This is a genomic window from Hyphomicrobiales bacterium (assembly GCA_030688605.1).
GTDB lineage: Bacteria > Pseudomonadota > Alphaproteobacteria > Rhizobiales > NORP267 > JAUYJB01.
The window spans coordinates 30986-47831 of the sequence record JAUYJB010000090.1; the positions used below are offsets into that span (position 1 = coordinate 30986).

The 16846-nt window shown below is 63.7% G+C and carries 14 protein-coding genes and 1 pseudogene; 2 read left to right on the forward strand and 13 right to left on the reverse strand.

Annotated features, from left to right (window positions below; all coding sequences use genetic code 11):
• Nucleotides 1-134 precede the first annotated feature (134 nt).
• The 7 genes from Q8P46_10185 to Q8P46_10215 form a co-directional block, all read right to left on the reverse strand.
• Nucleotides 135-1283, reverse strand: a complete 1149-nt coding sequence (locus Q8P46_10185; protein MDP2620527.1) for an iron-containing alcohol dehydrogenase — start codon at nucleotides 1281-1283, stop codon at nucleotides 135-137.
• Nucleotides 1284-1309: 26 nt separating this feature from the next.
• Nucleotides 1310-2692, reverse strand: coding sequence for an aldehyde dehydrogenase family protein (locus Q8P46_10190; protein MDP2620528.1), 1383 nt, complete (start codon nucleotides 2690-2692; stop codon nucleotides 1310-1312).
• A 19-nt stretch (nucleotides 2693-2711) separates the two neighbouring features.
• Nucleotides 2712-4082: a glutamine synthetase family protein gene (locus Q8P46_10195; protein MDP2620529.1), complete on the reverse strand. Its 1371-nt coding sequence runs from the start codon at nucleotides 4080-4082 to the stop codon at nucleotides 2712-2714.
• Nucleotides 4083-4341: 259 nt separating this feature from the next.
• Nucleotides 4342-5403: a TRAP transporter substrate-binding protein gene (locus Q8P46_10200; GenBank protein ID MDP2620530.1), complete on the reverse strand. Its 1062-nt coding sequence runs from the start codon at nucleotides 5401-5403 to the stop codon at nucleotides 4342-4344.
• Nucleotides 5404-5553: 150 nt separating this feature from the next.
• Nucleotides 5554-6876, reverse strand: a complete 1323-nt coding sequence (locus Q8P46_10205) for a TRAP transporter large permease subunit (protein MDP2620531.1) — start codon at nucleotides 6874-6876, stop codon at nucleotides 5554-5556.
• Nucleotides 6873-7385, reverse strand: coding sequence for a TRAP transporter small permease subunit (locus Q8P46_10210; protein MDP2620532.1), 513 nt, complete (start codon nucleotides 7383-7385; stop codon nucleotides 6873-6875). Before Q8P46_10210 ends, Q8P46_10205 begins: the two co-directional genes overlap by 4 nt.
• Before the next feature lie 189 nt (nucleotides 7386-7574).
• Nucleotides 7575-8387 (reverse strand): N-formylglutamate amidohydrolase, encoded by an 813-nt coding sequence (locus Q8P46_10215; GenBank protein ID MDP2620533.1) that lies wholly within the window; start codon nucleotides 8385-8387, stop codon nucleotides 7575-7577.
• A gap of 165 nt (nucleotides 8388-8552) precedes the next feature.
• Here Q8P46_10215 and Q8P46_10220 point away from each other — a divergent pair, with 165 nt between their 5' ends.
• Together Q8P46_10220 and Q8P46_10225 are read left to right on the forward strand one after the other, a co-directional pair.
• Nucleotides 8553-9428, forward strand: coding sequence for a MurR/RpiR family transcriptional regulator (locus Q8P46_10220; GenBank protein ID MDP2620534.1), 876 nt, complete (start codon nucleotides 8553-8555; stop codon nucleotides 9426-9428).
• 85 nt (nucleotides 9429-9513) lie between these two features.
• Nucleotides 9514-10685: pseudogene (locus Q8P46_10225) on the forward strand (benzoate/H(+) symporter BenE family transporter).
• Nucleotides 10686-10739: 54 nt separating this feature from the next.
• Here the strand turns inward: Q8P46_10225 and Q8P46_10230 are convergent.
• The 6 genes from Q8P46_10230 to Q8P46_10255 form a co-directional block, all read right to left on the reverse strand.
• Nucleotides 10740-11954: a lytic murein transglycosylase gene (locus Q8P46_10230; GenBank protein MDP2620535.1), complete on the reverse strand. Its 1215-nt coding sequence runs from the start codon at nucleotides 11952-11954 to the stop codon at nucleotides 10740-10742.
• A gap of 65 nt (nucleotides 11955-12019) precedes the next feature.
• A complete protein-coding gene (locus Q8P46_10235; GenBank protein ID MDP2620536.1) occupies nucleotides 12020-12499 on the reverse strand; it encodes a pyridoxamine 5'-phosphate oxidase family protein in 480 nt (159 codons plus the stop codon).
• A gap of 8 nt (nucleotides 12500-12507) precedes the next feature.
• Nucleotides 12508-13278, reverse strand: a complete 771-nt coding sequence (locus tag Q8P46_10240; protein MDP2620537.1) for a class II aldolase/adducin family protein — start codon at nucleotides 13276-13278, stop codon at nucleotides 12508-12510.
• 24 nt (nucleotides 13279-13302) lie between these two features.
• Nucleotides 13303-14007 carry an urease accessory protein gene (locus Q8P46_10245; GenBank protein MDP2620538.1) on the reverse strand — a complete coding sequence of 235 codons (705 nt, stop codon included), beginning with the start codon at nucleotides 14005-14007 and terminating at the stop codon, nucleotides 13303-13305.
• 9 nt (nucleotides 14008-14016) lie between these two features.
• On the reverse strand, nucleotides 14017-15246 hold the full coding sequence (locus Q8P46_10250) for an MFS transporter (GenBank protein MDP2620539.1): 1230 nt from the start codon (nucleotides 15244-15246) through the stop codon (nucleotides 14017-14019).
• A 50-nt stretch (nucleotides 15247-15296) separates the two neighbouring features.
• The gene (locus tag Q8P46_10255; GenBank protein MDP2620540.1) at nucleotides 15297-16838 is read right to left on the reverse strand and encodes an ethanolamine ammonia-lyase reactivating factor EutA; all 1542 of its coding nucleotides are present in this window, start codon (nucleotides 16836-16838) and stop codon (nucleotides 15297-15299) included.
• Nucleotides 16839-16846: the final 8 nt, after the last annotated feature.

Genomic DNA, 16846 nt, shown 5'->3' on the forward strand with positions numbered 1-16846 from the left:
CTGCGGTGTTAAGGGCAGCAGCCTAGCAACCCCACCCGGCGAATGCAAATTTGGACCGGAATCAGGCGGTTTTTCCCTGCGGCGCTTATCGTTCCGAGCCTGCGGGCGATCTCAGGGGAGGCCCGATTGGCAGGTCAGATGCACTCTTCGAGCAGCGTCTTGGCGGAATCGAGAGTCAGCTTTACCGGATTGCCTCCGGCGCTGGGATCCTCGATGGCCATGGCCGCCAATTCGTCGATGCGGTCATCGCCGACGCCGAGATCGCGCAGCTTGTCCGGCACGCCGAGCTTGGCGCGCAGACCGAGCACGAAATCGTAGAACCCGTCGAAGCCGCCGGCGATGCCGAGATAGGCGGCAGCCGCCGCGAGCCGGTCTTCGATGGCTGGGCGATTGAACCGCAGAACCGGCGGGATCACCACGGCGTTGGTGGTGCCGTGATGGGTGTTGTAGAGGGCGCCGACCGGGTGGGAGAGCGCATGCACCGCGCCGAGCCCCTTCTGGAAGGCGGTCGCACCCATGGCCGCGGCGCTCATCATATGGGCGCGGGCTTCGATGTCGCCGCCGTCGGCAAAGACCCTGGGCAGGTTCTCCTTGACCAGCCGCATCCCCTCGAGCGCGATCCCCTGGCTCATCGGATGATAGAAGGGCGATGAGTAGGCCTCCAGGCAATGGGCGAAGGCGTCCATGCCGGTGCCGACGGTGATCGCTTTCGGCATGCCGACCGTTAGCTCCGGGTCGCAGATGACCACCGAGGGCATGATCTTCGGATGAAAGATGATCTTCTTCACATGTGTCCGGGAGTTCGTCACGACGCCGGCGCGGCCGACCTCGGAGCCGGTGCCGGCGGTGGTCGGCACGGCGACGCTGGGGAAGATCGCGTCGGCATCCGCTCGCGTCCACCAGTCGCCGATATCCTCGAAATCCCATACCGGCCGCGTCTGGCCGGCCATGAACGCCACCAGCTTGCCGAGATCGAGCGCCGAGCCGCCGCCGAACGCGATCACCCCGTCATGGCGGCCGGCCTTGAAGGCCGCGACGCCGGCGTCGAGATTGTTGTCGGTCGGGTTCGGATCGACATCCGAGAATATGGCGCGGCCGAGGCCCGCGGCATCGAGGATGTCGAGGGCGTTTTTCGTGATCGGCAGGTTGGCGAGCCCCTTGTCGGTGACGAGAAGCGGGCGGGCGATCCCCGCCGCCGCGCACGCTTCGGCAAGCTCCTTGATGCGGCCTGCGCCGAAGCGGATGGCGGTCGGATAGCTCCAGTTTGCGGTCGGTGCGGTCATTTCGATGTCCTGAATAGCGAAGCCGGCTAAACTTCGCGCAGATGGTAGCTTTTCGGCTGGGTCAGCGCCTCATAGCCGTATTTCGACAGGGTGGCGCCGCGGCCGGTATCCTTGACGCCGGTCCAGACGAGATAGGGGTCGAGATAGTCGCAGCGGTTCATGTAGACCGTGCCAGTCTCGATCTCAGCGCCGATCGCCGCGGCGCGATCCATATCGGCGGTCCAGACCGAAGCCGTCAATCCGTAGGGGCTGTCGTTCATCAGGGCGATGGCCTCCTCGTCGCCTCGCACCTTCATGATGCCGACGACCGGGCCGAAGCTTTCCTCGCGCATGACCAGCATCTGATGATTGACGCCGGTCAGCACTTCCGGGGCCAGATAAGGGGAGCCTTCCTTGTCGTTTGCAATCTTCATGTTGACGAGCGGCGTTGCTCCCTTGCGCACGGCCTCGGCGGTATGGGCGCGAACCGTGTCGGCGAAGGACCCGCGTGCCATCGGGCCGAGGGTCGTTGCTGCGTCGAGCGGGTTGCCGACCACGTATTTGTTGGTCAGGTCGACGAAACCGTCGACGAAGTTGTCAAAGACCCGCTCATCGACATAGATCCGCTCGACGCCGCAGCAGCACTGGCCGGAATTGTAAAAAGTGCCGTCGACGAGGCCGGCGATCGCATGGTCGAGCTTGGCGTCGGCCAGGACGTAGGCGGGGTCCTTGCCGCCGAGCTCCAAGCCGAGCGAGGCGAATGTCCCGGCCGCGGACCGCTCGACGGTCTTGCCGCCGGACACCGAGCCGGTGAAATTGACGTGGTCGATCTTGCCCGACCCGATCAGTCTTTCGGTCTGTTCATGCGAAAGCACAAGATTGCGGAACAACCCCTTCGGCAGGCTTGCCTTTTCGAAAGCTTTGGCGAAGCGCTCGCCGACGAGGAGCGTCTGGCTGGCGTGTTTCAGGATCACCGCATTGCCGGCGATGAGGCCGGGGGCGATGGAGTTCACCGCCGTCAGGTAGGGATAGTTCCACGGCGCTATGACGAGCACGAGGCCGAGCGGCTCGCGGGCGACATAACGGCGGAAGCCGGGCTTTTCCGGCGGGACATATGGCTTTAGCGCATCCTCGGCGATCTCGACCATGGCCCGCACCCGCTCCTCCACGCCGCCCTTTTCGCCGCCATAGCGCACCGGCCGGCCCATCTGCCAGGCAAGCTCGGTGACGATGTCGTCATTCATGGCAATCAGAGCGTCGAGGACGGCGAGCACGTATCGGCTGCGCTCGGCGATCGGGACGTTCTTCCATTCCGCCTGCGCGGCACGGGCTGCGCTGACGGCTGCATCGACTTCGGCGTCGGCGGCGACCGGCCGCTCGGCATAGACCGAGCCGTCGATCGGCGAGATGATTTTCACGTTTTTAGACACGGCTCTTCGCTCCTGCCGGTCAATACCGTTCGAAGCCCCGTTTCAGCTCCCAGTCGGTGACCCGGCGATCATATTCAAACTGTTCCCATTCAGCGGTGTGGACATAGTGGTCGATCACGTCGTCGCCAAAGGCTGAGCGCAGCATTTTCGACCTGTCCATGAGCCTCATCGCCTCACGAAGCGTTTTCGGAATGTCGCGCAAGCGCCTGCCGGAATAGGCGTCGCCGACAAACGGGGCGCCCAGCTCCAAGTCTTCCTCGATCCCCGCGAGGCCGGCCGCCAGAAGCGCGGCAAAGGCGAGATAGGGGTTGAGGTCGGCGCCGCCGATGCGGCACTCGCTGCGGACCGATTTGGAGCCCTCACCGACGAGCCGGAAACCGGCGGTGCGGTTGTCGCGGCTCCAGATCGCCTTGGTCGGCGCGAAGGTGGCGACCTGGAAGCGCTTGTAGGAATTGATATAAGGCGCCAGGAACCAGGTGATGTCACCGGCATATTTGATCTGCCCCGCCATGAACTGGCGCATCAGCTTCGACATGCCGAACTCGGCCTTCGGATCGAAGAACAGGGACTTTTTGCCGGCCTTGTCCCAGAGCGATGCGTGGACATGGGAGGAGGAGCCGGCGAGACGGTAGTCCCACTTGGCCATGAAGGTCACGGCCTTGCCCTTCAGGTGAGCGATCTCCTTGATTCCGTTTTTCAGGATCGCGTGGTGGTCGGCCATGGTCAGGGCATCGTCGTAGCGGACGTTGATCTCCTCCTGGCCGGGCCCCCATTCGCCCTTTGAATTCTCGACCGGTATGCCGGCGGCGTTGAGCCCGGTGCGGATCGCCCGCATCACATCCTCCTCCTTGGTCGTCTGGAAGATGTGATAGTCCTCGATATAGTGCCCGGCGGTCGCCAGATCTGCGTAGTGCTTCTGCCGGATCGCCTCGTAATCCTCGTCGAAAAGATAGAACTCCAACTCCGAGGCCATGAAGGCCCTCATGTCGTTCTCGGCAAGCCGCGCGATCTGCCGCTTCAGGATCGCCCGCGGGCTGTGCGGCACGTCCCGCTGCGTGTGATGGTCGAGCACGTCGCACAGGACGAGCGCCGTGGCTTCGAGCCAGGGAATGCGCCTGAGCGTCGCCATGTCGGGCTTGATGACGAAGTCGCCATAGCCCTTCCGCCAATTCGCCGCCGCGTAGCCCGGCACCGGCTCCATGTCGATATCGTTGGCGAGGAGATAGTCGCAGCCGTGGGTTGCCTCGTGCGCCTCATCGACGAAATATTCGCCCTGGCAGCGCTTGCCGATCAGCCGCCCCTGCATGTCGACCATGCAAACGAGTACGGTGTCGATCTCGCCCGACGTCACGGCTTTTCTCAGTTCGTCGAGTGTCAAGATACCTGCCATCTGGACCGCCATTCTGACTTTGATCGTGAAGGGGAGCGGCCACACGAGGGCCGAACCGGATGCGGCCTTTATCTCTTGAAGTTGCCCTAGAACCGTCCTTTACGCCCGCCGCAATCTGCCTCCAATAGGTCTTGTCGTCTCACTGTCGGCCGCATCTTCCCCGGGGGTATCCCCCCGGGGATAGTTAATGAAATCAGCCTTCTATCGGCATTTCTTTAAGCTTCAGGAAGGCATTCATGCCGCACTGAATCGGTGCCAATCAGTAGCGGTAGGGAGGACCGGCCTTGGCCATGTCCGCATTGTATTGCTTGAGGATCTCGACCACTTTGGCGCTCCTCGGGCTCTGGGCGGCAATCTCGTCCCAGAACTTGACGGCTTCGTCCTCCACCGTCTTCCACTCCGATTCGGGAATCGTGGTCAGCTCAAGCTTACCCTTCGTGCGGTAGTTGGCCTCGCCCCACCAATACCAATGCTGCCGGTAGTAGTGAGAGCTGTCCATGCAAAGCCTGAACAGTTCCTTCAGGTGGTCCGGCACTGCGTTCCATCGTTCGGTGTTGGCGAAATACGAGCCCGCCCAGGCACCGGAAATAGGGTTGGTCAGGTAGTATTTGGTCACCTCGGCCCAGCCGACGGTGTGGACCTCGGTGATGCCGGACCAGCTGACCCCGTCAAGTTCGCCCGTTTGAATGGCGACTTCCACGTCTTCATAGGGAAGGGCCACCGGGACGACGCCGAACCGGGACATGAACTTGCCGCCGGTCGGGAACATGTACACGCGCAGCCCTTTGAGGTCCGCAAGCGAACGGATCGGCTTGGTGGTGGAGAAATTGCAGGGATCCCACGCCCCCGTGCTGAGCCAGGTGACGCCTTCCACTTCGGCGTAAGCCTCTTCCCAGATCTTATTCAGCCCATACCAGTTCCACAGGGCCGGAACGTCGAGGCTGTAACGCGTCGCAAAGGGGAAGTAGGCGCCGAACACCGATACGTCGACAGGGGCGGCGATGGAGTCGTCGTCACTCTGGGCGGCATCGATCGTGCCCTGCTGCATGGCGCGGAACAATTCGCCATGGGGCACCAGCTGATCGGCGTTGTACAGCTCGATGACCATGTCTCCATTGGCGACCTTGTTGAACGCGTCAATCGACGGCTTGATGACATGCTCCGCCAACGCGGAGCCGGCATAGGTTTGAAGCCGCCACCTGATGGGAGTTTGCGCTTTCACATAGGGCGCACTCAACGTCGCGGCGCCGGCTGCGGCGACCGTCGTTGCTCCTGCCGTCTTGAGAAATTCGCGTTTGTTCATCTTAGATGTCTTTGTCATGTCACTCGCTCCCTTCCTGGTAATTTGACCAGAGTCTAACCCGCTATTGGGCGTATAGCCTCCCGAATAGAGCAGTTATGTTTCCTCCGGGTCCCAAACCTCCTGTCGTTTATGTCTCGGTGTTTGCAACAGATTCGCCGTTTTGCAAATTCATCTCAAATAATATTGCTCTGGTAGCCACAGGGCGATCTGGGGGAAGATCATGACTATGGCCAATCCGAGTATCATGACCCCAACAAAGGGTATGATCGACCGGTATATGTCCCCCAGCGTTATCTCCGGTGGTGCCATCGCTCTCATAAGGAACAGGTTGTAGCCGAAGGGCGGCGTCATATAGGCGATCTGGCAGGTGATCGTGTAGAGAATGCCGTACCAGATCGGGTTGAATCCCAGAGCGATGACCAGGGGGACATAGAGAGGGGCGACGATGACGAGCATGGCCGTATCGTCCAGGAACATCCCCATCAGGATGTAGGAGAGCTGCATCATCACCAAGATGCCCCACGGGCTCAGCCCCCACCTCTCGATAAACAGAGATTCGATCGCGCGCACGGCGCCGAGACCGTCAAAAACGGCGCTGAAGCAAAGTGCCGCCAGAATGATCCACATGAACATGCAGCTGATGCTGAGGGTCTTGCGTGTCGTGTCCTCCAGCACCTGCCGGGTCAGCCGGCCCTTGGCGAGGGCGGCAATGGTGGCGGATGCCGCGCCGACGGCGGAGCTCTCGACGAGGCTGGTCACCCCCATCAGGAACAGGCCGGTCATGGCAAAGAAGATGATCAGGGGAATGATGCCGGCCCTGAGCAGCCGAAACTTTTCCACCCAGCCGATTTGTCGCTCTTCCAAAGACAAGGCCGGACCGAGCTGGGGCTGAAGCTGGCATCTGACGGCGATATAGGCGATGAAAAGGCCCGCCATCATAAGGCCGGGAAATACGCCGGCCAGCCAAAGCTGCCCGACCGGTTGCCTGGCGATTAATCCATAAAGAACAAGGACAACGCTGGGGGGCACCAGGATGCCGAGCGAACTGCCGGCCTGGATGACCCCGGTGATCATCACCTTGTCGTAGCCGCGCCTGAGCATTTCCGGCAGGGCGATGCTGGCGCCGATGGCCATGCCGGCGACGCTCAGCCCGTTCATGGCCGATATGATGACCATCAAGCCGATTGTCCCAATGGCCAAGCCGCCCCTGACCGGACCCGACCAGACATGGAACATTCTGTAGAGGTCGTCGGCTATGCCCGACTCCGACAGCATGTAGCCCATGAAAATGAACATCGGCAGGGTTACGAGCGCATACCAGTTCAGCAACTGAAAGCTTGCATTGAACGGCATTTCCTCGCCGCCTTGCCCCCACAGGAGCAAAGCCGCCGCCGTGGCCACAAAACCGATCGCGCCGAACACGCGTTGTCCGGTCAAAAGCATGACCATCATCGTGGAGAACATCAGCAGAGCGATAAGCTCATAGCTCATGCCAGCGTCTCCCCTCTGGCCGTGGCCAGGTCCCTGAAGAATATAGCGACGGCCTGCAGCAGCATCAGCGCGATGCCGATGGTCATGATGATCTTGATCGGCGCCATGTATGGCGCCCAGGCGGAGTAATTCACCTGCCCGTATTGCAGTGCATATTGCGTGCTTGAAACGCCGCCGATGAGGAGAAACACCAGGTAGAAGAGGAGAAACAAAGCGGTAATGCAGTCGGCTACGGCTCTTCCTCTCGGCGACCACCGGCAATAGAGAAGATCCATTCTGACATGGGAATCGAGCTGCATGGAGTAGCCGCCGCCAAGCAAGTAATAGGCAGCCATCGTGAATTGCGCCATCTCCACAACCCAAATGTAGGATACATTAAAGAAGGTTCTCGACATAGATGAAAATAGAAGGATACCAATCATAACGAAGATGAAATACATCATGAGACGGCCGATAATACGGTTTACTGTTTCAACATACCGTATGTAAGTTCTTATTGCTCTAGGCATATACTTCTTCCTGCTCAAACAGGACTTCTTTTTCCGGAGTCAAACTACTCCGCTGGCCGAGCGTCATCCGTGACATGCGCGATCGATCCACGCTGTCCGATCCACCCATCCTCGATCCTGAAAGTGGCGCCGCCTGTTCGTGCGTCCATGTCTTTCCCCTTGGCCTGCCATCGCCGGGCCAGGTTTTTGTCAGTTGGCGCCCTGTGCGCGTTCGGAGCCGTTCGTCGTTTCCCCAATTGCCGCCAGCGTCATCACCAGGCATTCCGACAGCAGCTCGGCCATGGCGCGTTGGCTGGCGGCATCCGCGATCAGGTCATGGCGAATTTCGAGCATGACGTTCAACAGACCCCGGGGCAGGGCGTGCGCGATCAGCGTGTGGGTCACGCCGTCCTGCGGGCCGTAAGGCTCGTTGCGGCGGATCACGAGGCCGGTTTCCGCTTCGATGATCGTGAGAAGCACGTCGGCGAACCGGCTGTCGGCGTCGTGAAGAACGCCGATGTCGAGGTCGCGCCTCACGCCTTTGAAGACCGGGGTGAAGGAATGAACGGTAACGATCACCGGCGCGCGCCCTGTCGCCATTCGCCGGTCGAGGCAGGCGGCCAGCGCGTCGCGAAACGGCGCATAATACTGCTCGATCCGCGCCCGGCGGGCGGCGGCCGAAAGTTCGACATTGCCTGGAATCCGGTAGATTTCGCTTTCCGCCGGCACGGCGCTTTGCGCCTCCGGCGGGCGGTTGCAGTCATAGACGAGGCGAGAGACGCGCTGCGCAACCAGCGGTGCGCCGAGGATCGACGACATCTCCCGGGCGACCCGCAATGCGCCGGGATCCCAGGCGATGTGGCTTTTTACGGCATCGCCCGTCAGCCCGAGATCGTGCAATTCGGCGGGGATGAAATTGGAGGCGTGTTCGCAGACGAGCACGAAATCCCCTTTGGCCGATGGATTGATCACTTCAACGACCCCGTTCGCGGCAGGATCGTCCGTTGCTGAGTGGATCACCATGACCAAAGGCACTCTCCCCCTCAATCCGAAATTAGCTTTTCAGAAATGTGGAGACAGTCAAGTGGATTTCTGAAAAAATCTCTTCTTTAGCGTACTCTGTGGAAATTCTGTTTCATCGGCGCTTGGCGTCGACCTGTCGCGTCGCTGATCGGGAGGCAAGCAGCTATGGAGACGGCGCAGGACTTCACGGTCGCAGAACGCATTCGCGGCAAGTTCGAGAGCCTGACCCGGGCCGAGCGGCAGCTCGCCAACGCGATACTGGCGAACTATCCGGTGTCGGGACTGGGCAGCATCACCACCGTTGCCGAAGCGTCCGACGTCTCGACGCCGACCGTCGTGCGCATGGCCAAGAAGCTGGGCTTTGGCGGCTTCCCTGATCTGCAGGCCACGCTGCGCGCCGAGCTCGAGGCGACGATCTCCAACCCGATCGCCAAACATGACCGCTGGGCGGAATACGCGCCGGATACTCACATCCTGAACCGCTTCGCGGACGCGGTCATGGAGAATATGCGTCAGACGCTGAGGCAGGTCAGTCCTGAGGTCTTCAACGCCGTGGCCGCGCTGCTGGCCGACCGGAAGCGCGCGGTGTACATGGTCGGCGGCCGGATCACGCGGTCGCTGGCCGAGTATTTCTTCACCCACATGCAGGTGATCCGCAACGGGGTGACGCTGGTTGCCTCAAGTTCGAACACCTGGCCGCATTATGTGCTGAACATGAAGGCAGGCGACGTGCTCGTCGCCTTCGACGTGCGCCGCTACGAGCGCGACATCCTGCGGCTGGCCGAAATGGCTAAGTCGAAGGACGTGACATTGGTGCTTTTTACCGACCAATGGGGCTCTCCGGTTGCCAAGCACGCCACCCACAGCTTCCACGCCCGCATCGAGGCACCGTCGGCGTGGGACTCCTCGGTCGTCACCCTGTTCATCGTCGAAACGCTGATCGCGGCCGTTCAAACCGCAACCTGGGACGAGACCAAGGATCGAATGAAAACGCTCGAGGCGCTGTTCGATCGGACGAAGATGTTCAGGAAGTTTGTCTAGAGGCGTACCCGGCTAACCGGTTTCCTATGACCGGGAACCGCTCTAGTCTGTCCCGATGTGGGGGACTCGTCTCAACGATCTCAATATGGCCGCATTCTGGGCCGGCTTGACGGCCTATGTCTGGTATGCGTTCGGCGCTCTGCCGCTCCACTTGGAGGTTGCGGCCTCGCTTGGGCTTAGCCGGGCGGAGTCGTCGAGCTGGATTTTCATTATTTGGTTTGCAAGCGCGGCGGTCACCGTCGGCCTTTCGCTCTACTACCGGCAGCCGATCCCGATTACCTGGACGATCCCGGGAATGATCTATCTCGGGACGCTCGCCGGCAAGTTCACGTTTCCGGAGATCGCCGGCGCCAATCTGATGGCGGGCATCGCGATCGTCGTTCTCGGGCTTCTGGGAATCGGCGAGCGGATCATGGTGTGGCTGCCATTGCCGATCGTCATGGGCATGTTCGGCGGCAGCATCCTCGTCTATGTGACGCGGATGGTCGCCGCGACCGTCAGCGACGTGCTGGTGGCGGGCGTCACGCTCGGCGCCTATCTGGCCGGTCGGTTCATCGCCAGTCCGAAGGTGCCGCCGATGGGGCTGGCCATCGTCGTCGGCGGCGTGGCGGTTTTTCTGTTCGGCGATACGGCTCCCGGAGCGATCTCCTTCGCGTTTCCCGACTTGGGCTATCCGGGAATGGATTTCTCGTTTGCGGCCTTTGTCGCCGTGAGCCTTCCGATGATCATTCTGGCCATGGGCCTGGGGAACGTTCAGGGCCTGGGGTTCCTGATCGCGCAGGAGTACCCCGTCCCGGTCGCGCGAATTACGATCGTGACCGGCGTCAATTCGATCGTCAATGCGTTTCTCGGAGGTCATGCCTCCACGGTCACCAGAACCGGGGCGGCCATCCTCGCCGGACCGGAAGCGGGCCCAAAGGAGAGGCGCTATTGGGCCGCGACGATCGCGGCGGTGCTAACGGTCACGATCGCGCTCGGGGCGGGGACGCTGACCTCCTTGCTGGTGGCGCTTCCCGGACGTTCGTGGTGACCCTTGCCGGCTTGGCTATCCTCTCATCGCTGCAAGGGGCGCTGGAGACCGCATTCGGCGGCAAGTTGCGGTTCGGAGCGCTGGTCGCATTGGCGGTCGCTGCGACGCCCTTTTCGGTCTTGGGGATCACGTCGGGCTTTTGGGCGCTGCCGGCGGGCGTCGCGGTCTCTGCTCTTGCCGAGCGGACAGACCTTTTCGGCTATTGGCGCGAGCGGAGTCAGAAATAGCAGGTGCGTCCGGCGGCCCTGGCATTCCCACCCGCCGCCGTGGATATCGCCCGCTCAGCCCGCGCGCATGCGCGCCAAGAGTTCATGGGTGGGGTAGGAATCGGCGGGGAGGCCGAGCCTGATCTGCATCGCCTTGACCGCGGCCCGCGTCTGCTCGCCGATGATGCCGTCGACCTTGCCGACGGAAAGCCCCTGCCTTTGCAGGAGCTGCTGCAATTCCTTGGTCTCGGCGTAGCTGATCGGCGTCACCTCGCCGCGGCCGCGGGAGACCTTCGGCGCGCCGGCAAGGCGGGTGGCGAAATAGGCCGCCGTCGTCGCATAGACGAGGGAGGAATTCCATTCCAGATAGACCTGGAAATTGCGGTAGGCGAGGAAGGCCGGCCCATTGCGCCCCATGGGAAGGAGCAGCGTCGCTGGCATGGCGTCGGCGGAAAGCGGCGCGCCGTTTGCCCGCTGCACCCCCCAGCGCGCCCATTGGCTGCGCGGGTGCATGATCGCAAGGTCCGCCTGGTCCCAAGGCATGCGCGCCGGCACGCGCACCTCCTCGAGCCACGGCTCGCCGCGTTGCCAGCCATGGGCGGCGAGCAGGTTGGCGGTCGAGGCCAGCGCGTCGGGCGCGCTGCGCAACAGATCGCGCCGGCCGTCGCCGTCGAAGTCAACGCCATAATCGACATAGTGCGAGGGCAGGAACTGGGTCTGGCCGAGCTCGCCGGCCCAGGGACCGATCATCTCGTGCGGCTGCAGGTCGCCGCGTTCGACGATGCGCAGGGCGCTGAGGAGCTGCGGGCGAAACACCTCCGGCCGCCGGCAGTCATAGGCGAGCGTCGCCAGCGCGCGCAGCGTCGACCCCTTGCCGATATTGGCGCCGAAATCGGTCTCGAGCCCCCAGAAGCTGGCCAGCACCGGGCCCGGCACGCCGAAGCGCTGCTCGATGCGGGAGAATGTCGATGAATATTTGCGTAACAGGTTGGCTCCCTGGGCGAGGCGGTATTGGGCGACCATGCGGTCAGAGAATTCGAGGAAGCTCTGAGAGAAGACCCGCTGGCGGCGGTCGGCATTGACCACGCTCTGGTCGAAGGTGATGCCCTCGAGCGCCCTGGCAATGGTGTTCCGCGAGATGCCGGCGGCAGCGGCTTCGCGCTTGATTCCGTCGAGCCAGCGTTCGAAGGAGATCCCCTGTCCGCACTGGGCCGCGGCCGGGCCCGCCATCGTCAGCGCGCCGAAAAGCAGCATCGCCGTCAATGCCCAGCCTGTCTTCTGCCGACGCATAGCTTCACTCCGAATCCATGACAGAGGCCTCACTGTGCCAGCCGCAACGGCCTCGTCAACCCCCGTCACCGGTTGCGCTCGTCAAGCACAAGGACGTCGCGGTGGCCGAAGCCCTTTGAATTGTCGATGAGGGTGATGTGCTCAGGGTCGAGGCGGTAGGGTACGGCATTGCGCATCTGCCGCACCAGGTCGGCGGGCCCGGAAAAGAACTGCTTGAGAAACGAGTAGCGCATGGTGAGCTTGGCAATGGCCTTGGCGCGGGCGGCCGGACTCTTCAGCCGGCGCGCGCGCCCATGGATCTGCAGCCCTCGGATCTCTTTGAAATCGTCATAGTCGGGCGCAATCGTCGCGGCGACTCGCGGGTTTTCCTCAAGCTCACGGGAATGGCGGGAGTCGGGATCGGAGACCCAGTAGAGCGCAAAGCCGTCGCGGGCATACATCAGCGAGGCGGCGTGAACCCCTGCGGCGCTCGCCGTGGCCAGCGACATCACCGTATGGGCGTCGAGGAAAGCGACGATTTCGGCGCGCAGCTCGGCCTCGTCCATATCGGCCCCTAGGCCAGATGCTCCGCCCATTCCTTCGGCAAGAGCCCCGCCGCCAAGCCGCGCTGCGCATAATACTGCCAGATCTTGTTCATGTAATGGTCGATGAATTGCGGCGGCGAGGCCTCGGACAGCGCGTCGAGCTCGGCCTCGGTCAGCGGCGCCGGCGTGCCGAGCGTGGCTGCGAGAATCTGGGCTCGAGCGTTCTCGTCGAACTGGATCGTATCGGCGAATACGGCGCGCGCGTCGGGGGCCACCAGCACCGCGCCGTGGGCGCGCATCAGGGCCGCCCGATGCGGGCCGAGGGTGGCGGCAAGCTCGGCACCCTGCTGGTTGTCGCGGATACGCGTCGGGTCGGGATGGGTCGGAATGCCGCTGCGCCAGCGCACCGCGTCGCAGCGCATCAGCTTAAGGCACGGGCTTTCCTCGGTCAGTGTGAAGGCGATGACATTTTCCGAATGGATGTGGGCGATGGCGCCGACGTCGGGCCGCGCCTTGTAGATTTCGCTGTGAATGAAGACCTCGCTCGGCGCCTTGAGGCCGGGGGCCGCCTCGACGACCCGGCCGTCCAGATCGCAGACCACGAAGTGCTGAGGACCGACTTCGGAGCGCGGCGTCGACAGCGAGTGGATGAGAAGCGTCTCCTCGCCGGCGATGCGGCCGCTGACATGGCCGTTATAGTTGAGGATGTCCGCATCGTGCATCAGCCGCACGCAGGCGGAAAGCTCGGTGCGCAGAGTGCGCTGAGCCTCGTCGAAATTGGCTTTCACCGCTACGTCCATGATCACCTCCGTTTTGCTGTCGTCTCAGGCCGCAAGCTCAACCATGATCCAGGCGCCGAGGATCATGGTGCCGCCGCCGACGAGCACGTGCAGGCCGCCAAGAAGTGGCGTCGCATGGCGGGCAAGGGCGCGCAGCGGCAGGGCGACCACCAGCGACAGAAGCCCCATGCCGAAGATCGAGCCAGCGCCGAATAGAGCCACATAAAGAATGCCGAGCGCCGGCCGCTCGACGGTGGCGACGGTGAGCAGCAAAAGCGCCGCCGAGCCGGCAAGCCCGTGCATCAGGCCGACGGCGAGCGCGCGCGCCGGCATCCCGGCGCGGTGGCCGTGGCGGTGGCGCGAGTGCTCGTGCGCCTGCTGCTCGCCGGCGTGGGAATGGGCGTGCAGATGCACGCTGCCGTCGGCGTGGGCGTGGGGATGGGCGTGGATGTGCTGTCGCGCCGCGCGCCAAACCACGTCGGCGCCGAGAACGACCAGCATGATCCCGACGGCGAACTCGGCCATGGTGGCGGCAGGTCCCGAAAAGGAGGCGCCGAGCAGCAGCACGGCGACCGACACCGCAAACAGCGTCAGCGTGTGCCCGACGCCCCAGGCGATGCCGAGCCGCACCGTCTCGCGGCTCGAGGCGCTTCGCGTCGCAAGAGAAGCGACCGCCGCCACATGGTCCGCATCGAGCGCGTGGCGCATGCCGAGCAGGACGCCGAGGAGAAGGGTCGATATCAGGTCCATGGGTCTTGACTACCGTTTTCTTGACAGGGGGACCAACACGATGAGCACGGCAACGAGCATGATACCGGCGAGCGCCCAGAACACCGCCTGCGGCGCGCCCAGATCGATGAGCCAGCCGAACAGCACTGGCGCCAGCATGCCGCCGACCGCCATGCCGGTCGACACGAAGCCGAAGGACTTGGCGATCATTCCCGGAGGCGCGGCGGCCCTGAGCAGCATGTCGCGGGCCGGCCGCACCACGCCCTGGCTGAAGCCGGCGAGCGTGAACAGCACGATCAGCAGCACGCTCGGCAGGGCCACCGAGCCGATGATCATGACGGCAACCGCCGTAAGCAGGAAAGCCAGGGCGGCGACCAGATTGTGGCGGCTGGTGCGGTCGAGGATGAAGCCGCCCATCAGCACGCCTATGGCGCTGGCGAACAGGAACCCGGTCAGCCCCGTATTGGCCGCAGCCAGCGGCGCGTCGAACAGCGACACCACGGCGGTGACCGAAAAGGTGTTCATCCCGCTCGATGTCACCGAGGTCATGACATAGAACAGGAAGAAGGTGAGCATCGGCACCGACATGAGAAAGCGGATGCCTTCCGCCGTCGAGCCGGTGCGCACGGCCGCCGAGGACGGCGCCTCCGTCTTCTCCGGCCGCTCGGCTACGGCTGCGTCGTCGCGCAGCACGTCGCCCTGCAGGAGGATAACGATGGCGGTGATGATGCCGACCGCGCCCGCCATCACCAAGGCCGCGCGCCAGTCGGCCAATGCCACCAGGAAGATGATCACAGCAGGCGCCATGGCGCTGCCCAGATGGCCGCAGAACGTATGGATCGAGAAGGCGCGCGCCATGCGCTTCTCCTCCACCGAGGCGGAGATGATCTTGTAGTCGGCGGGGTGGAAGACGCTGTGGCCGAGCCCGGCCAGGAAGGCGAGCGCAACCAGCGCCTCGACGCTCTGGGCGAGCGATATCAGGCCGATGGCGCCGGCCTCGACCATCAGCCCGGCGACGAGAACCAGCCGGCCGCCGATGCGGTCGACGAGAAACCCGATCGGCACCTGGACGATGCCCGAGGCGGCGTAGAAGCAGGTCATGGCGAGGCCCAGCGCGGTGTAGCTGGCGTCGAACTCGGTCTTCAGCAGCGGCAGAAGCGGCGGCAGGGTGAGATTGTAGAAATGGCTCAGAAAGTGCCCGGTGCCAACCAGGCCCAGCACCCGCGCATCTCGCCCCAGCCTCGACACCAGCATGGTCATGGCACATGCATCCTTTAGAGCGGTGCCGCGCACCGCGCCGTCGAAGTGTCCTAACTTCCCGCTGCCGCCGCGAGGGCCGCTTCGGGTGCCGAGAACAGCAGAGACTTGATGATCAGCGGCACCACGTTGGTCGGCCGGATCACCGCGCCGATGTCGACATAGTCGAAATCCTTGAGCTGCAAGCCGTCGACCGAGACGATGGCGCCCTTAACGTCGAGCTCGCGGCGCAGGATCTCGCCCAGCGTCCGCCCGACATCGCCGTCCATCATCAGGATCATCGGCTGGCCGGCCCGCAAGGTCTTCGGCATGGCGTTGCAGATGCCCTCGGCGAGGCGGTGGAGGCGCGCGTGCAGCGGCTCGCCCTCCCAGCGGAAGGCCAGCGCGACGGTGCTGTCGCCCTCGGCGATGTCGAAGCGGGCAAGCGCGCGCGCGATCTCCGCGCTCACCTGATCGGCAGTGAAGTCGCCCCTCAGATGAAGGTGCAGATGGATCACCGGCACGTTGCGCAACGGCAAAGTTTCGGGGTGCGACACCAGGATGGTGTTGCCGGAGACCTGAACCGAAAACTGCGAGGCGCCGATCACGGTGGCGCGGATGCCCTGTCCCGGGTCGTAGACGGGGTAGGGGATCTTCCTGTCCTGCAACGCCGCGACGAGCCCGTCGGCGAGCTGGCGGCCGAGATCGCCGTGATCGCCGCTTTCGCGGCCATAGATGAACTCCGCGACGCCGCCGGAAAAGGCGATGACGTCCGGCTTCGGCTCCGCCGGAAGCCAGGGGGTCAGCGCCAGCTCGGCGACGAGGCCGCGTTGCGGCTGCTGGCGGATGCAGGCGACGAGCGCCTCGACCATGGTCGCGACCAGACGCTCGCGGTCGGCGTCGGAAAGCTTTTCGCCGAGCTCGAGCGTAACGCCGGCCTCCCGCGCGATGCCGAGCGCCGGGTCCTCGATGCGGGAGATGCGGCCTTTCCCGTCGAAGGCCACGAGCCGGCCGCCGACCGCCACCGCGGCCTTGGCGAGCACATGGCCGTTGCGCACCAGGGCGAATTTGGTGGTGCCGCCGCCGATGTCGACACAGAGCACGATGTTCTTTTCGCTCTTGGAAAACGCCACCGCGCCGGAACCGTGGGCGGCCATCACCGCCTCCAGATTGTGTCCGGCGCTGGCGCAGACGAACTTGCCGCCTTCCGCCGCGAACAGATTGGCGATGGCCCGCGCGTTGCGCCGCTTCAACGCCTCGCCGGTCAGGATCACCGCGCCGGAATCGATGTCCTCAGGCTTCAGCCCGGCCTCGCCGTAGCAGCGATCGAAGAAGCGCTTCAGCGCGTCGGCGTCGATGGTGTCGTCGCCGCGGTAGGGGGTGAGCATGATCGGCGAGCGCCAGATCACCTCGCGGCCGACGATGACGAAGCGGCTCGACAGCGCCTCGGTGAGCCGCTGCATATGCACCATGGAGAACATCAGGTGCGAGGTCGAAGAGCCCACATCGATGCCGACCGTGGTCAGGTCGACATTGTCGACGGAGTTGATGGTCTCGCTGAGGCGGGCGCGATCCTCGGCGGAGGGATGCAGATGGTCGAAGCCAAGTTCATGCATGACGAAAC

What these genes read in the sequence shown, in the direction of transcription:
- Q8P46_10255 (MDP2620540.1), bottom strand. Translation starts at nt 16,838, where the DNA reads ATGCATGAACTTGGCTTCGACCATCTGCATCCCTCCGCCGAGGATCGC.
- Q8P46_10235 (MDP2620536.1), bottom strand. Translation starts at nt 12,499, where the DNA reads ATGGACGAGGCCGAGCTGCGCGCCGAAATCGTCGCTTTCCTCGACGCC.
- Q8P46_10230 (MDP2620535.1), bottom strand. Translation starts at nt 11,954, where the DNA reads ATGCGTCGGCAGAAGACAGGCTGGGCATTGACGGCGATGCTGCTTTTC.
- Q8P46_10195 (MDP2620529.1), bottom strand. Translation starts at nt 4,082, where the DNA reads ATGGCAGGTATCTTGACACTCGACGAACTGAGAAAAGCCGTGACGTCG.
- Q8P46_10205 (MDP2620531.1), bottom strand. Translation starts at nt 6,876, where the DNA reads ATGAGCTATGAGCTTATCGCTCTGCTGATGTTCTCCACGATGATGGTC.
- Q8P46_10220 (MDP2620534.1), top strand. Translation starts at nt 8,553, where the DNA reads ATGGAGACGGCGCAGGACTTCACGGTCGCAGAACGCATTCGCGGCAAG.
- Q8P46_10245 (MDP2620538.1), bottom strand. Translation starts at nt 14,007, where the DNA reads ATGGACCTGATATCGACCCTTCTCCTCGGCGTCCTGCTCGGCATGCGC.
- Q8P46_10240 (MDP2620537.1), bottom strand. Translation starts at nt 13,278, where the DNA reads ATGGACGTAGCGGTGAAAGCCAATTTCGACGAGGCTCAGCGCACTCTG.
- Q8P46_10210 (MDP2620532.1), bottom strand. Translation starts at nt 7,385, where the DNA reads ATGCCTAGAGCAATAAGAACTTACATACGGTATGTTGAAACAGTAAAC.
- Q8P46_10185 (MDP2620527.1), bottom strand. Translation starts at nt 1,283, where the DNA reads ATGACCGCACCGACCGCAAACTGGAGCTATCCGACCGCCATCCGCTTC.
- Q8P46_10215 (MDP2620533.1), bottom strand. Translation starts at nt 8,387, where the DNA reads ATGGTGATCCACTCAGCAACGGACGATCCTGCCGCGAACGGGGTCGTT.
- Q8P46_10250 (MDP2620539.1), bottom strand. Translation starts at nt 15,246, where the DNA reads ATGACCATGCTGGTGTCGAGGCTGGGGCGAGATGCGCGGGTGCTGGGC.
- Q8P46_10200 (MDP2620530.1), bottom strand. Translation starts at nt 5,403, where the DNA reads ATGACAAAGACATCTAAGATGAACAAACGCGAATTTCTCAAGACGGCA.